Genomic DNA, 13,913 nt, shown 5'->3' on the forward strand with positions numbered 1-13,913 from the left:
GGGGATGGAGACGACCCTCAGGCCAGTCTCATCCCCGTCTGTCGTTACCTGTCTCTCCCCGTCAGGGGACGATCTTGTAGCCACCGTTCTCGGTTACCAGAATTTCGGCGTTGGAAGGATCACGCTCGATCTTCTGGCGAAGCCGGTAGACATGGGTTTCCAAGGTGTGTGTCGTCACGCCAGAATTGTAGCCCCAAACCTCCTCCAGCAGGATGTCGCGGGTAACTACCTTTTGTCCGGCCCGGTAGAGATACCGGATGATGGCCGATTCCTTTTCGGTCAGGCGGATCTTCTTGCCGTCCTCGGTCGTCAGCAGTTTCTGGCTCGGCTTAAAGAGATAAGGGCCAACTCCAAAGGTCGCGTCCTCACTCTGCTCGTACTGGCGTAACTGGGCGCGAATGCGGGCAAGAAGCACGGCAAACTTGAACGGCTTGGTGACATAATCGTTGGCACCGGCTTCCAGGCCGAGAATGGTATCGGAATCGGTGTCGTGGCCCGTCAGCATGATCACGGGTGACTTGAAGCCACCCTTGCGCAGCAGCTTCACCGCTTCGCGACCGTCCATGTCCGGCAGGCCGACATCCATGATCATCAGGTCAACCTGAGCGGCCTTTGCCGTCTGCATGGCCCGGGTCGCATTGCTTTCCTGGAGCAGCGAGAACTCCTCGTAGAGCGAAAGCTGCTCGACCAGGATCTGCCTCAGATCATCGTCGTCATCCACCAGCAGAATGGTCCGCGTTGTCATCCGTCTTCCTTCCAGAGTGGTCCTTGCCGAAGCTTGTCGCTTCATCGAAGGCCATGTAAGCCTGGGTGGCAGGCATTGAAGTGCTATGAATACAACATTCTTCACGAACAAGGCAAAATCTCGTGAGCATTCGACCGCGGAGCGCAACAAAACAAGGAAAAGCGATCACGCGAATTTTGGTGCGACCGACCCCGCTCTCTCGAAGCCGTGCCATCTTGCAAGTAGGAGACCTTCGCATTCCCGCTGCGATTGGGCGCAGCGGTCGAACGAGCCGCAAGCGGGAAGGGGATGGCGCCACGCCCATTGCAAGCATGCCGCTTCGGTTCGCCTATTTCCGCAGTGACAGGAAGACACCGCTCACAACGAGGCTTCCCCTTGTGCCTATTCGGGGGACCATGCTCTGGTGTGACGCGCCCGATCATCCAAGCTACAATCGACCCGTCACCGCTCCCTTCACCGCAAGTCACGAAACGCTTAAGCGTCAGGACCGACTTTACGATGTCTGTGTGGTGATGGATTGGAATATGCGCGTGCGCAAACGCGGCTGCGGGTCGGCGATCTTCTTTCATATTGCGCGCGAGGATTATGCACCGACGGAGGGGTGTGTAGCCATCAGCCTGCGGGACATGAAACGCCTCTTGCCGCATCTCAGGCCTAGCACGAGGCTGCAGGTTCTCTAGCGGACCGCCGGGAAATCTGGACGCTGACGTCTTCCAATGAAGCTGGCTCTGCCTACCTATAGGGACAGCGTCGGCCCTATCTCTGCAGCCTGTCCGATCCCAGGGCGCCTGGCTTGCCGGCATCTCATCAAATTTCCGGAGCTTCTCCCATGACCGATCAATCCATGATTACTCTTAACGACGGAAAGACCATCCCGCAGGTCGGGCTTGGCGTCTGGCAGACGCCGAACGATGAAGCGGCGCCAGCCGTCAAGGCGGCCCTTGACGCGGGATATCGTCACGTAGACACAGCCGCCGTCTACGAGAACGAAGAGGGGGTGGGCGAGGGGATCCGTGGATCCGGCCTCGACCGCCACGACATTTTTCTCACCACGAAGCTGTGGAACAATGATCAGGGCTATGACCAGACGCTGAAGGCCTTCGACGCCAGCCTGAAGCTGCTCGGCACCGACTATGTCGACCTTTACCTCATTCACTGGCCGTCCGCTCACCGTGGCCTATTCGTCGATACCTGGAAGGCCTTTGTCAAACTCCGGGAGGAGGGAAGGGCAAAGTCGATCGGTGTGTCCAACTTCTATCCCGAGCATATCGAGCGGATCGTGGCCGAGACGGGTGTCGTGCCTGTTCTCAACCAGATCGAGCTGCATCCGGATTTCCAGCAGAAAGAGGCGCGTGCATTTCATCAGAAGCACAAGATCGCGACACAATCCTGGAGCCCGCTCGGCCAGGGCAAGCTGCTGAACCATCCGGAGATCGCGAAGATAGCGGACCGCACTGGCCGCACACCGGCGCAGTTGATCATCCGCTGGCATATCGACAACGGCCTGATCGTCATCCCGAAGTCGGTGACACCGTCGCGCATCGCAGAGAACTTCAACGTCTTCGATTTTAAGCTCTCTGATGACGACTTAAGCACGCTCAATGGCCTCGACGACGCAGGTGCGCGCATCGGCCCCGATCCAAAGACGGCGGCTTTCTGATCGGTGGCTGGTCGATGGGCCGCTTTAAACGCGAGGCGGCCCCTCGCCGGCATTGAGCGCGTCGGACGCGTGCAGCCTAACGCCGCGCGAGAGAGACGGTGCTCCTTGCTGTGCTGTGAAGTCATCCGGTGGCAAAGGGCTGGTCCCTTGCCAGCGGGGAACAAGATGTGACACTCTGAGACGCCACAATTTTTGGAGATCTCCATGCTGTTTCGCCGCGCTGTGCTCGCCGGTCTGTCCGCCCTTGCGCTTCTTCCTTGTGCCGTCCATGCCGAAACGCTGCCAAATCTCGGCGGCAAATCAGTCGTCGTCGTGACGGAGAATGCCTATCCGCCGCTGCAATTCGTCGATCCAAAGACGGGTCAGCAGATTGGCTGGGAATATGATGCGATGAACGAGATCGCCAAGCGGTTGAACTTCAAGGTGGAGTATCAGAACACCTCTTGGGACGCGATGATCCAGGCAGTTTCGGACAATCAGTACAACATCGGCATGACCGGCATCACCATCAAGGAAGACCGGAAGGAGAAGGTCGATTTCTCCGATCCGTACATGCGTTCGCAGCAGTTGATGCTGGTGCGCGGTGACGAAAGCCGCTTCACCGATGCCAAGAGCTTTGCCGCACTCGAAAGCGGCCTCGTCGGCGCGCAGCCGGGCACGAGCCCGTTCTACACGGCCGTTTATGAAGTGCTCGACGGCAATGAGCAGAACCCGCGCATCAAGCTGTTCGAGACATTTGGCGCGACCGTCCAGGCGTTGAAGGCCGGAGACGTTGATCTGGTTCTCACCGACAGCACGGCCGGCAACGGTTACGTCGCGGCCTCGAATGGTACACTCAAGATCGTTGGTGAACCGCTTGGCACAGAGGATTTCGGCTTCATCTTCCCGAAGGGCTCCGACCTCGTGGCGCCGGTCAATGCGGCGATTGCGGCGCTGAAGGCCGATGGCACGCTGGACGCGCTGAACAAGAAGTGGTTCCTCGACTACAAGATGGGCGAATGAGCGGCTTGGCTGCCCCTGTCCGGAAGGTCAGCGGCTGATGGCGTTTCAAACTTTGCCCCAGGGTGATCCGAAGGGCGACCGGCCGTGGTGGCTGGTCGCCTTCGTCGTGTTGGCAGTTGCGCTCGGTCTCGTCATCTTCTTCAGCGATCTCTACGCTCAGGTTTTCAACACGGTAGTAAAGGGCCTCGGCGTCACTGTCTTCGTGACGCTTGTCGGGTTCCTGCTGGCGACGGCGCTCGGCCTGCTCATCGCATTGCTCGGCATGTCGGATCACCTGATCCTTCGCCAGACCGCGCGGTTCTATGTGGAGGTTGTCAGGGGCATCCCGATCCTGGTTCTCCTGTTCTACATCGCTTTCGTCGGGGCCCCGGCTTTTGTTGCGCTGTTCAACTTGATCACCAGTCCGCTCATCCAGGCCGGTTTCTTCGAGCCCATGGTCGTGCGAGATGTTTCTCTGATGTGGCGGGCGATCATTGCCCTGATGATTGGCTATTCGGCCTTTATCGCCGAAATCTTTCGGGCAGGTATCCAGTCGATCGACAAGGGGCAGATCGAGGCCGCGAAGGCACTTGGTCTCAGCCGCAGCCAGCGTTTTCGTCTCGTGGTCTTTCCGCAGGCCATCCGGGTGATCTTCCCGCCGTTGTCGAATGATTTCGTTGCAATGGTGAAGGACTCGTCTCTGGTTTCCGTCCTCGGCGTCGCGGACATTACCCAAATGGGCAAGGTCTATGCCTCCGGCTCCTTCCGCTTCTTCGAGACCTATTCGATCGTGGCCTATGTCTATCTCGTCCTGACCATCGGGCTCTCGATCCTCCTTCGCGACTTCGAAAGACGCATGCGGCAGAGGGGCACACGCCGCGGCGACTAGCGCGATCGTTTGATCTGAATCGAATTGCCGTTTTCGACGAGAAATGGTAAGAGGCGCGCCATGGGATCGAAATTCGGATGTCTCGGAAACCAGTTTATCGTGCTGCAGGACCATAAGCGTCTGCCGGCACGTTTCTTTGCGCGCGTTTCCGGCGCACTCGCCAGCCTTCGAGGCTGATTGCGATCCGCCGCGACCGCGGCATCGACCTAACTTTCCAAAATTGAAGTTTTCCCCTTTTCCTCAGTCTGGATGGAACGCACCCATGAGCGCACCTCGCACCCTTTACGACAAGATCTGGGACGACCACGTCGTCGATCAGCAGGACGACGGCACCTGTCTTCTCTACATCGACCGTCACCTCGTCCACGAAGTGACGAGCCCGCAGGCCTTTGAAGGTCTGCGCATGACGGGCCGCAAAGTACGCGCGCCGCAGAAGACGCTGGCCGTTGTCGACCACAATGTGCCGACCTCACCCGATCGCCACCTCGGCATCAAGAACGAGGAAAGCCGGATTCAGGTCGAAGCGCTCGCCAATAACGCGGCCGAGTTTGGAGTCGAATACTACTCGGCTTCCGACAAGCGTCAGGGCATCGTGCACATCGTCGGCCCGGAGCAGGGCTTCACTCTGCCGGGCATGACCATCGTCTGCGGTGACAGCCACACCTCGACCCACGGCGCCTTCGGTGCATTGGCGCATGGTATTGGCACGTCCGAAGTCGAGCATGTGCTCGCGACCCAGACGCTGATCCAGAAGAAGGCCAAGAACATGCTGGTGCGGGTCGATGGCGTTTTGCCTGACCATGTCACCGCCAAGGACATCATCCTGGCCATCATCGGCGAAATCGGTACGGCTGGCGGCACCGGCCACGTCATCGAATTCGCTGGTGAAGCCATCCGTGCGCTGTCGATGGAAGGTCGCATGACCATCTGCAACATGACGATCGAAGGTGGCGCTCGCGCCGGCCTGATCGCGCCTGATGAAAAGACCTTCGAATACATCAAGGGCAAGCCGCGCGCGCCGCAGGGCGAACAGCTTGAGCAGGCGATCGCCTACTGGAAGACGCTTCACACCGACGAAGGCGCACATTACGATCGCGTTGTTGTGCTGGACGCTGCCAAGCTGCCGCCGATCGTGTCCTGGGGCTCGTCGCCGGAAGACGTCATCTCCGTTCAGGGCGTTGTTCCGAACCCGGACGAAATTCAGGATGAGAATAAGCGTACCTCCAAGTGGCGCGCGCTCGATTACATGGGCCTGACCCCTGGAACGAAGATCACCGATATCGCTGTCGACCGCGTTTTCATCGGCTCGTGCACGAATGGCCGCATCGAAGACCTGCGCGAAGTGGCAAAGGTGGTCGAAGGCAAGACGGTTGCTCCGACCGTGTCGGCAATGATCGTGCCGGGCTCTGGTCTGGTCAAGGAACAGGCGGAAGCCGAAGGTCTCGACAAGATCTTCAAGGCTGCCGGTTTCGACTGGCGCGAGCCGGGCTGCTCCATGTGCCTCGCCATGAATGACGACCGCCTGAAGCCGGGCGAGCGTTGTGCATCGACCTCGAACCGCAACTTTGAAGGCCGTCAGGGCTTCAAGGGCCGCACCCATCTGGTGTCTCCGGCCATGGCCGCCGCCGCTGCCGTTGCCGGTCATTTCGTCGATATCCGCGACTGGCAGTAAGCCAGCATAGTCTCCCGCATTTAAACCGCCCGCTTCATGCGGGCGGTTTCTTTTTCGCGTGGATCGCCGCTCTGGATTGCAACGGCGAGGGAAGGCGCTATCGTTGCGCAGTCATAAAACTGTCATATAGCGGCTCCGGATTCCCCAATGTCATTACCCCCATGCCTGTTCTCCTTCCGCGGGTTGCGGTCGTGAGTACCGTGGCCGTCTGTCTCGCCCTTGTTGCGGCGATCCTTCATGCAAGCTGGAATGCCTTCCTTAGAACAGGTGCCGACCGCTTATGGTCGATCACCATCATGAGTCTGGCGGGAAGTATCATCACTCTGCCGTTTCTCTTCATGCTGCCGATCCCGGCTCCTGCAGCCTGGCCCTATATCCTGCTCTCGGCTTGCCTCCAGGTCGGCTACAGTCTGTTTCTGGTCGCCGCGTATCGTCATGGTGAACTCGGGCAGGTCTATCCGATCGTGCGCGGCACGGTACCACTGCTGGTGACCCTGGGGGGCTTCCTGTTCTTTGGTGAGATACTGGGACCGTTTCAGACGCTCGGCGTCATCATGATCGCCGCCGGGATCATGAGCTTGTCTCTCGGCAAGACGCGGGCTGCGACCTCGTCCATCCTATTCGCGCTCACAACCGGTCTGATCATTGCCTGCTATTCCACCGTGGATTCACGCGGTGTGAAGCTCGTCGCGCAGCCTGTCTCCTACGCGCTTTGGGTCCTCTTCCTGTTCGGGATCATGATCACGCTTGCCTTTGTCGTCACGAGACGCGGTCTCAAGATCGACTTGCGTGCCTCCACGACCTGGAAGGCAGCCGGTGGCGGTGTCGTCGCTATGCTGGCCTATGGATTGGTTGTCGTCGCCTATGCCTATGCGCCGGCCGGCCTTGTTACGGCTGTTCGCGAGACGAGCGTCGTCTTTGCCGTCCTGATCGGCGCGCTCGTCCTCGGCGAGCCTTTGACGCTCCGCCGACTGCTGGCTTGCCTGATCGTGGCCGGTGGAGCCATCAGTGTCAGCCTCTGAGGTCCCCACTGAAAATCTGATTCCCTGCATAAACGCAAAAGGCCCGGACTGAGCCGGGCCTTCGCGAATGGGATAGAGGGGCGGAGGAACCGCCCCAGATCAGCTTATTCAGCCGAGGTTTCTGCTGCTGCAGCGGCTTCAGCGGCAGCGGCCTTTTCGGCGGCTTCAGCTGCTGCCTTTTCGGCGGCCAGAGCCTGTGCTGCTGCGACCTTTTCAGCTTCCAGACGTGCCTTTTCTTCGGCAACAGCGGCGCGCTCGGCGTCGTTCAGCTTGCGGGCGCGGGTGCCGGTGTTCTCGACGATACGAGCCGACTTGCCGCGACGATCGCGCAGGTAGTAGAGCTTGGCACGACGGACCTTACCGCGACGAACGATTTCGACGCCTTCCACCAGCGGCGAGTAGACCGGGAATACGCGCTCGACGCCTTCGCCGTAGGAGATCTTGCGAACCGTGAAGCTCTCGTTGATGCCAGCGCCCGAACGAGCGATGCAAACGCCTTCATAGGCCTGCACGCGGGTACGGTTGCCTTCCTTAACGGTGACGTTAACGCGGAGCGTGTCGCCCGGGGAGAAATCCGGAAGCTTGCGCTTGGCTTCGATCTTGGCGGCCTGTTCGGCTTCCAGCTGCTGAATGATGTTCATGTCTAACCTCAATTTCTTCTGAAACAGCCAGAGCGCTCAACGATCATCCTTTGGACATGCCTTGGGATCTTGCCTCGAAAGGCGGGAGCGGATACGCGGTTCTTTGTTTTGGCAGACGGGCTTTTGCCCATGTCCGAGGGCGCCATTACACCATGGCGGGCCGCTTGTCACCCCTGGTCACGCAATTTCTCTTGCTGCATAGGGCGTTGCGCCCTTGCTGGGCAAGGCTTCCGTCCGTAAGACTGCCTTGATGTTGGAGACACAGCCTGCATGTCCATTGCCCTCATTGCCATTCTGTTCGTCGCCGGGTTCTTGTCCGGTGCTGTCAACGCGATCGCAGGGGGTGGAACGTTTCTGACTTTCGGTGCCCTCACCTTGGCCGGACTGCCGCCAATCTCAGCCAATGCAACTTCGTCGGTCATCCAGTTTCCCGGCTACATTACCTCGACTTTGGCCTATAGGCGCGAGTTCAAGACCATGTGGCGCGGTGCTGTCCTCCTCGCCATTGTTTCGGTCATAGGTGCTGTCTGCGGCTCCCTCTTCCTCATTTCGCTGTCAAATCCGGCATTCCGTTCGATGGTGCCCTGGCTTCTGCTCGGCGCGACTGCGGTCTTCGCAGCCGGGCCGAAGCTGCGGCCGAAAACACAGGGGGAAAGCCATGCGTCAAGCCCGCTGGGGCTGGGTCTTCAGGGCATCACATCCTTTTACGGCGGATTTTTCGGAGCAGGTATGGGCATCATGATGCTGGCATCGCTAGGGCTTGCCAGCGGTGGCGACTATCATCGGCTGAATGCTTTGAAGAACTTCCTGTCGATTGTCATTGCCGCCGTCGCCATCGTCATCTTTGCCAGCGCCGGTGCGCTGTCATGGCTGCATGCCATCATCATGATTCCGGCCGTGGCAGTGGGCGGTTATGCTGGCGTGGCCGTGGCCAAGAAGGTGCCGCAGGCCGTGCTGCGTTGGATAGTGGTGGCAGCTGGTCTCGGGCTCGCCGCCTATTACTTCTTTACCGGCTGAACCGGCAAAAGATCGGGACGCCTTTCACGCGTCAGGACAACTGCCTGTTCATGGCGCCACTTCTGGATGGCCGCATGATTTCCCGACGTAAGGACTTGCGGGATCTCCCTGCCCTCGAAGATTTGGGGCCGGGTGTATTGCGGGTGTTCCAGCAATCCGCCCTCGAAGCTCTCATGCACCCCCGAAAGCTGGTTACCCATCACGCCGGGGAGGATGCGCACGACGGCATCGAGCAGGGTCAGGGCCGCAGGTTCACCTCCGGAAAGGATATAATCGCCGATCGACACCTCTTCCAACTGGCGTGCATCGATGACCCGCTGATCGACACCTTCAAAACGGCCACAGACGATGACCACGCCCTCGCCAGCGCCCAGGGCGCGGACACGTTCTTGCGTGAGCGGACGGCCGCGCGGGCTCATCAGCAGGCGGGGTCTTCCATCGTCTGCTATGGAATCGATCGCGCGCGCCAGGACGTCCGGCTTCAACACCATACCGGCACCACCGCCTGACGGTGTGTCGTCGACGCTGCGATGCTTGTCCTCGGCAAAGTCACGGATCTGGACGGCCTCAATGGACCAGTCGCCGCGCTCAAGCGCGCGGCCTGCCAGCGCATGACCCAGATGACCGGGGAACATATCCGGATAAAGCGTCAGGATCGAAGCTTTGAAGCCCATGGGGTCAGCGACGCCCGTTCGGGCGCGGCATTCCTCCACTGGAGCCATAGGGCTTCTCCTCGCCATCGTCTTTCAGGCCAGCTGCGACGGGATCGACCAGCAGACGTCCGCCTTCGAGATCGATTTCCAGGACAGCCGCTTCGGAGAAGGGAATAAGAACCGGACGCTTGCCCGGACCCTTCAACTCCAGAAGGTCACCGGCACCAAAATCATAAACCGCAGTGACTGCGCCGTAATGGTTGTTCTCGGCGTCATAAACTTGAAGGCCCTCCAAGTCGGCATAGTAAAACTCGTCATCGTCGAGATCCTCGTCGGGCAACGCGTCCCTGTTGACGAAGAGTTCGGTGCCGTTCAGCGCTTCTGCCGCGTTGCGGTCGTTGATGCCGCGGAAACGGACGATGGCTACCGTCTTGCCGTCGCGGATGTCGAGGATCTCGAACTTGCGGCCGTCGGCGCTGTAGAGCACGCCGTAATCGGCCAATCCGAGCTGATCTTCTGTGAACGTCTTCACCCGCACTTCGCCGCGCAGGCCCTGGGCGGCGCCGATGACGGCCATCAGTATTGGATTTTCCAGCGTGCTCATGGCGATATGCAGTCCTGAAACTTGTTCTCGTCGCTTCACTCTTTTAGGCGGAACCAACGGCAAAGAAAACGCAAAAACGGGCGGTGGGAGACCCACCGCCCGCCTGCAACGATCGAAGATCGCTTATTCCGCGGCGGCTTCTGCAGCAGCGGCAGCGGCGTCTGCTGCCTTCTGTGCCTTCTCGGCAGCGCGTTCCTGAGCCTTCTTGCCCGGCTTTGCCTTGTCCGGGTTGCTGCGAACAGCGCGCTCGGCGATACCGGCTTCAGCGAGGAAGCGCAGGACGCGGTCGGTCGGCTGGGCGCCCTTGGCGAGCCATTCCTTGATAAGGTCGGCATTCAGTTCAACGCGCTTTTCGTTGTCCTTGCCGAGCATCGGGTTCCAGGAACCAACCTTCTCCAGGAAGCGGCCGTCGCGCGGCGCGCGGGCGTCGGCAACAACGATCTGGTAGTAAGGGCGCTTCTTGGAACCACCACGGGCGAGACGAATCTTGAGGGACATGCAGTTAACTCCTTGGTTTGTCATAAGGGCTGCCGAAGCTTGCCCCTTTTCTTGTTGAGGCCGCCGTCAGGCGGTCTTTTCGGTTGCACCGCCATGTTCGGCGGCAATGGCTTCATGATGCCGGATGACTTCGGTGATGATGAAGTTCAGGAACTTCTCGGCGAAATCCGGGTCCAGATGCGCATCCTGTGCCAGGCGGCGCAGGCGGGCGATCTGGTATTCTTCGCGCGCCGGGTCAGCCGGCGGCAAATCGTAGGTGGCTTTCAGAACGCCGACCGCCTTGGTGCAGCGGAAACGTTCGGCCAGCATGTGAACCAGCGCCGCGTCGATGTTGTCGATCGACTGGCGATAGCCGGAGAGTTGTTCCTTGACGGTAGGATCGATCATCAGAGCTCTCCTTACTTCTTCTTAGGCAGGCCCGGCAGGCCGGGGAAACCGCCACCAAGGCCGGGAAGCTTCGGTGCGCCCAGACCTGGCAGACCACCGCCGCCGAGACCCGGAAGGCCGCCCGGCTTGATACCGGCTGCTTCCGCCTGCTTGGCCAGCGCTTCCAGCTGCTTCGGATCCATACTCGACAGATCCGGCATCCCCATGCCGCCACCCAGGCCACCGAGACCCATCTTGGAGGCGAGGCCGCCCATCATCTGCTTCATCATGCCGCCGCCCTTCTTGCCGCCCATGGCTTTCATCATGTCGGCCATTTGGCGGTGCATTTTGAGCAGCTTGTTGATGTCGGAGGCATCCGTGCCGGAGCCGCTAGCGATGCGCTTCTTGCGGGAATGCTTGAGGATATCGGGATTGGCACGCTCGGCCTTGGTCATTGAGGAGATAATTGCGAGCTGGCGCTTGAAGACCTTGTCGTCGAGACCGGCGGCTGAAATCTTGTCCTTCATGCCGGACATGCCCGGCATCATGCCCATGATCCCGCCCATGCCGCCCATGGCCTGCATCTGCTTGATCTGCTCGGCGAGGTCATTGAGATCGAACTTGCCCTTGGCCATCTTCTCGGCCATGGCGCGGGCTTTTTCGGCGTCGATGTTCTCTGCAGCCTTTTCGACCAGCGAGACGATATCACCCATCCCAAGGATGCGGTCTGCAATACGGCGCGGATGGAACTCGTCGAGCTCCGACATTTTTTCGCCGATACCGATCAGCTTGATCGGCTTGCCTGTGACGGCGCGCATGGACAGGGCGGCACCGCCGCGTCCGTCGCCGTCCATACGGGTCAGCACGAGGCCGGTGATGCCGACGCGTTCATCGAAATTGCGGGCGAGATTGACGGCGTCCTGACCGGTCAGCGCATCGGCGACGAGCAGGATTTCATGCGGCTTAGAGCGGGCCTTGATCTCGGCCATCTCGATCATCAGCGGCTCGTCGATATGGGTACGACCGGCGGTATCGAGGATGACGACATCATGGCCGCCGAGTTTCGCGGCTTGCACAGCACGCGATGCAATATCGGTCGGCGACTGGCCTGCAATGATCGGCAGCGTATCGATGCCAGTCTGCACACCGAGCTGGCGAAGCTGTTCCTGGGCGGCCGGTCGACGCGTGTCGAGCGAGGCCATTAGGACCTTCTTCTTCTCGCGATCCGTCAGCCGCTTGGCAATCTTGCCTGATGTGGTCGTCTTACCGGAGCCCTGCAGGCCGACCATCATGATGACGACCGGGGCGGCGGCCATCAGGTCGACGCCGACACCCTCGGTGCCGAGCATTTCGACCAGCTCGTCATGAACGATCTTGACGACCATCTGGCCGGGCTTGATCGACTTCAGGACGGCGGCGCCGACGGCCTTTTCGCGCACGCGGTCGGTGAAGCCCTTGACGACTTCGAGTGCGACATCGGCTTCGAGAAGCGCACGACGGACCTCGCGCATCGCTGCCGAGACATCCGCCTCGGACAGGGCGCCACGGCCGGTCAGTCCATTCAGAATGGAACCAAGACGGTCCTGGAGGTTTTCAAACATCGGCTCTTCCTTGCATGGTTTCGGACACCCGAAACCTCGGTCTTCTCCACGCGGAAAACAAGACGCAAAGCCAAAAAGCACCCGAGGGCGCATCGCGCTGTCGGGTGTTGACCTCCGGGATCTCTTTATACCTTGACGGGTCCCGGTCGGCGGCTCGGAGTGCTTGTCTCTTCACAGATCGGCCGGATAAACAGGAATTGAGGCAGAAAGTCAAGCGAAGCTGGCATCTGTGGACGTTCGAGGCTCCATCCGCGCGATCTGACCGTGTCCCATTGTCGTATCGAAGGATGCATCACATATGGAATCGTCATGAACAGACGCAGCTTTTTCAAATGGTCGGGCTTCGGCCTCGTCGCCGCAGCAATCGGAGGTCTCGGCATGCGTGAAGCGCAGGCGGGCAATCGCTACTATACGGGGCCGATCTCGGATCATTTCGATGGCAAGGTGTTCTTCAACCCCGGTGGTGAAGAGCCCCGCGGTTTTACCGATCTGCTGCGCTGGCAGTTCGAAGGCGGCAAGATCGACTGGCCGAAACCCGTCATGGCTGCCGATTTCGTCACGACGAAGCCGGAACCCCGCGTGCACGGCAATCGCCTTGTGGTGACGATGATCGGCCATGCGACATTGCTGATCCAGACGGCGGGCCTCAATATCCTGACGGATCCCGTCTGGTCGGAACGCGCAAGCCCTGTCTCTTTCGCGGGCCCGAAACGCGCCAATCCGCCGGGCGTCGCTTTCGATGACCTGCCGAAGATCGACATCGCGATCGTTACCCACAATCACTACGACCATCTGGATATCGCGACGCTGAAGCGCCTAGTCGAACGCGATGAGCCAAGGATCGTGACCCCGCTTGGCAATGATACGATCATCCGTGAGCACTTGCCTGCGATCGACGTGAGCGTCACAGACTGGGGCGACCGTTTGGAGATGGGCGATGGCGTCGTCCTCCATTGCGAGCCATGCCATCACTGGTCGGCGCGCGGCATGGGCGACAGGCGCATGGCGCTCTGGGCTGCCTTCGTCATCGAAACGTCAGGCGGCAAGATCTATCACATTGGTGACACCGGCTATGCCGACGGCAGACACTACCGCGAAATCAGGGAAAAGCATGGCGACATCAGGCTCGCGATCATGCCGATCGGCGCCTATGAACCGCGCTGGTTCATGAAAGCACAGCACCAGAACCCTGAGGAAGCCATCGCGGGCTTCGGCTTGAGCGGCGCAGCCTTCGGTATTGGCCACCATTTCGGCACCTTCCAGCTGACGAATGAGGGCATCGATGATCCGCCGAAGGCACTCGCGAACGCGATGTCGATGGCCGGAATTGGGAAGGACCATTTCATGGGACTCAGGCCAGGCCAGCAGTTCGAGGTGCCGCGCGCCGGCGCCTGAATGTTACCTCCCGCGTTGACAGCGGGACCGCTTTTGACCACACTTCACGCATTCACCAGGGGTGTCCCGACAAGGGGCTGAGATATCGCTACGCCTGAAGGCAGCGCGGTGACCCGTTGAACCTGATCCAGTTCATACTGGCGTAGGGACGGTGCGAGCGCTGCAAAAC

At 60.1% G+C, this 13,913-nt stretch carries 15 protein-coding genes and 1 riboswitch; of the genes, 8 read left to right on the forward strand and 7 right to left on the reverse strand.

Annotation, left to right across the window (positions count from 1 at the left end):
- Positions 1-61: 61 nt before the first annotated feature.
- Positions 62-745 carry a response regulator transcription factor gene (locus tag ASE36_RS16035; protein ID WP_062281907.1) on the reverse strand — a complete coding sequence of 228 codons (684 nt, stop codon included), beginning with the start codon at positions 743-745 and terminating at the stop codon, positions 62-64.
- A gap of 122 nt (positions 746-867) precedes the next feature.
- On the opposite strand from ASE36_RS16035, the gene ASE36_RS16040 reads away from it, so the two are divergent.
- The 6 genes from ASE36_RS16040 (at position 868) to ASE36_RS16065 (ending at position 6,969) form a co-directional block, all read left to right on the forward strand.
- Positions 868-1,425 (forward strand): L,D-transpeptidase family protein, encoded by a 558-nt coding sequence (locus ASE36_RS16040; protein ID WP_413813665.1) that lies wholly within the window; start codon positions 868-870, stop codon positions 1,423-1,425.
- Between the two features lie 149 nt (positions 1,426-1,574).
- Entirely contained in the window at positions 1,575-2,405 is an 831-nt protein-coding gene (locus ASE36_RS16045; RefSeq protein WP_062281910.1) for an aldo/keto reductase, read from the forward strand.
- A 204-nt stretch (positions 2,406-2,609) separates the two neighbouring features.
- A complete protein-coding gene (locus tag ASE36_RS16050; protein WP_062281913.1) occupies positions 2,610-3,407 on the forward strand; it encodes a basic amino acid ABC transporter substrate-binding protein in 798 nt (265 codons plus the stop codon).
- 37 nt (positions 3,408-3,444) lie between these two features.
- Entirely contained in the window at positions 3,445-4,275 is an 831-nt protein-coding gene (locus ASE36_RS16055) for an amino acid ABC transporter permease (RefSeq protein WP_062281916.1), read from the forward strand.
- Between the two features lie 262 nt (positions 4,276-4,537).
- Positions 4,538-5,947, forward strand: a complete 1,410-nt coding sequence (gene leuC, locus ASE36_RS16060; protein WP_062281919.1) for a 3-isopropylmalate dehydratase large subunit — start codon at positions 4,538-4,540, stop codon at positions 5,945-5,947.
- A gap of 191 nt (positions 5,948-6,138) precedes the next feature.
- Positions 6,139-6,969, forward strand: a complete 831-nt coding sequence (locus ASE36_RS16065; protein ID WP_062282744.1) for a DMT family transporter — start codon at positions 6,139-6,141, stop codon at positions 6,967-6,969.
- 104 nt (positions 6,970-7,073) lie between these two features.
- Here ASE36_RS16065 and rplS read toward each other — a convergent pair whose 3' ends face one another.
- Positions 7,074-7,610 (reverse strand): 50S ribosomal protein L19, encoded by a 537-nt coding sequence (gene rplS / locus ASE36_RS16070; protein ID WP_062281921.1) that lies wholly within the window; start codon positions 7,608-7,610, stop codon positions 7,074-7,076.
- A 270-nt stretch (positions 7,611-7,880) separates the two neighbouring features.
- On the opposite strand from rplS, the gene ASE36_RS16075 reads away from it, so the two are divergent.
- Positions 7,881-8,627, forward strand: a complete 747-nt coding sequence (locus ASE36_RS16075; protein WP_062281924.1) for a sulfite exporter TauE/SafE family protein — start codon at positions 7,881-7,883, stop codon at positions 8,625-8,627.
- On the opposite strand, the gene trmD is transcribed toward ASE36_RS16075, so the two are convergent.
- The 5 genes from trmD to ffh form a co-directional block, all read right to left on the reverse strand.
- Positions 8,609-9,301, reverse strand: coding sequence for a tRNA (guanosine(37)-N1)-methyltransferase TrmD (gene trmD / locus ASE36_RS16080; RefSeq protein ID WP_062281927.1), 693 nt, complete (start codon positions 9,299-9,301; stop codon positions 8,609-8,611). The two genes, ASE36_RS16075 and trmD, sit on opposite strands and share 19 nt — an antisense overlap.
- Positions 9,302-9,305: 4 nt before the next feature.
- The gene (gene rimM / locus ASE36_RS16085) at positions 9,306-9,884 is read right to left on the reverse strand and encodes a ribosome maturation factor RimM (RefSeq protein WP_062281930.1); all 579 of its coding nucleotides are present in this window, start codon (positions 9,882-9,884) and stop codon (positions 9,306-9,308) included.
- A gap of 123 nt (positions 9,885-10,007) precedes the next feature.
- Entirely contained in the window at positions 10,008-10,382 is a 375-nt protein-coding gene (gene rpsP / locus ASE36_RS16090; protein ID WP_062281933.1) for a 30S ribosomal protein S16, read from the reverse strand.
- Positions 10,383-10,448: 66 nt separating this feature from the next.
- Complete coding sequence (locus ASE36_RS16095; RefSeq protein WP_062281935.1) at positions 10,449-10,769, reverse strand: chorismate mutase; 321 nt, start codon at positions 10,767-10,769, stop codon at positions 10,449-10,451.
- Between the two features lie 11 nt (positions 10,770-10,780).
- A complete protein-coding gene (gene ffh, locus ASE36_RS16100) occupies positions 10,781-12,349 on the reverse strand; it encodes a signal recognition particle protein (protein WP_062281938.1) in 1,569 nt (522 codons plus the stop codon).
- Positions 12,350-12,658: 309 nt separating this feature from the next.
- On the opposite strand from ffh, the gene ASE36_RS16105 reads away from it, so the two are divergent.
- Positions 12,659-13,744: an MBL fold metallo-hydrolase gene (locus tag ASE36_RS16105; RefSeq protein WP_062281940.1), complete on the forward strand. Its 1,086-nt coding sequence runs from the start codon at positions 12,659-12,661 to the stop codon at positions 13,742-13,744.
- A 47-nt stretch (positions 13,745-13,791) separates the two neighbouring features.
- Positions 13,792-13,911: riboswitch (TPP riboswitch) on the forward strand.
- The last annotated feature ends 2 nt before the right edge of the window (positions 13,912-13,913 follow it).

It is taken from the genome of Rhizobium sp. Root274, assembly GCF_001429245.1.
Lineage (GTDB): Bacteria > Pseudomonadota > Alphaproteobacteria > Rhizobiales > Rhizobiaceae > Allorhizobium.

Coding starts and splice junctions, on each gene's coding strand:
- rpsP (WP_062281933.1), bottom strand. CDS start 10,382: ATGTCCCTCAAGATTCGTCTCGCCCGTGGTGGTTCCAAGAAGCGCCCT.
- ASE36_RS16105 (WP_062281940.1), top strand. CDS start 12,659: ATGAACAGACGCAGCTTTTTCAAATGGTCGGGCTTCGGCCTCGTCGCC.
- rplS (WP_062281921.1), bottom strand. CDS start 7,610: ATGAACATCATTCAGCAGCTGGAAGCCGAACAGGCCGCCAAGATCGAA.
- rimM (WP_062281930.1), bottom strand. CDS start 9,884: ATGAGCACGCTGGAAAATCCAATACTGATGGCCGTCATCGGCGCCGCC.
- ASE36_RS16050 (WP_062281913.1), top strand. CDS start 2,610: ATGCTGTTTCGCCGCGCTGTGCTCGCCGGTCTGTCCGCCCTTGCGCTT.
- ASE36_RS16095 (WP_062281935.1), bottom strand. CDS start 10,769: ATGATCGATCCTACCGTCAAGGAACAACTCTCCGGCTATCGCCAGTCG.
- ASE36_RS16035 (WP_062281907.1), bottom strand. CDS start 745: ATGACAACGCGGACCATTCTGCTGGTGGATGACGACGATGATCTGAGG.
- ASE36_RS16055 (WP_062281916.1), top strand. CDS start 3,445: ATGGCGTTTCAAACTTTGCCCCAGGGTGATCCGAAGGGCGACCGGCCG.
- ffh (WP_062281938.1), bottom strand. CDS start 12,349: ATGTTTGAAAACCTCCAGGACCGTCTTGGTTCCATTCTGAATGGACTG.
- ASE36_RS16045 (WP_062281910.1), top strand. CDS start 1,575: ATGACCGATCAATCCATGATTACTCTTAACGACGGAAAGACCATCCCG.
- trmD (WP_062281927.1), bottom strand. CDS start 9,301: ATGGGCTTCAAAGCTTCGATCCTGACGCTTTATCCGGATATGTTCCCC.
- leuC (WP_062281919.1), top strand. CDS start 4,538: ATGAGCGCACCTCGCACCCTTTACGACAAGATCTGGGACGACCACGTC.
- ASE36_RS16075 (WP_062281924.1), top strand. CDS start 7,881: ATGTCCATTGCCCTCATTGCCATTCTGTTCGTCGCCGGGTTCTTGTCC.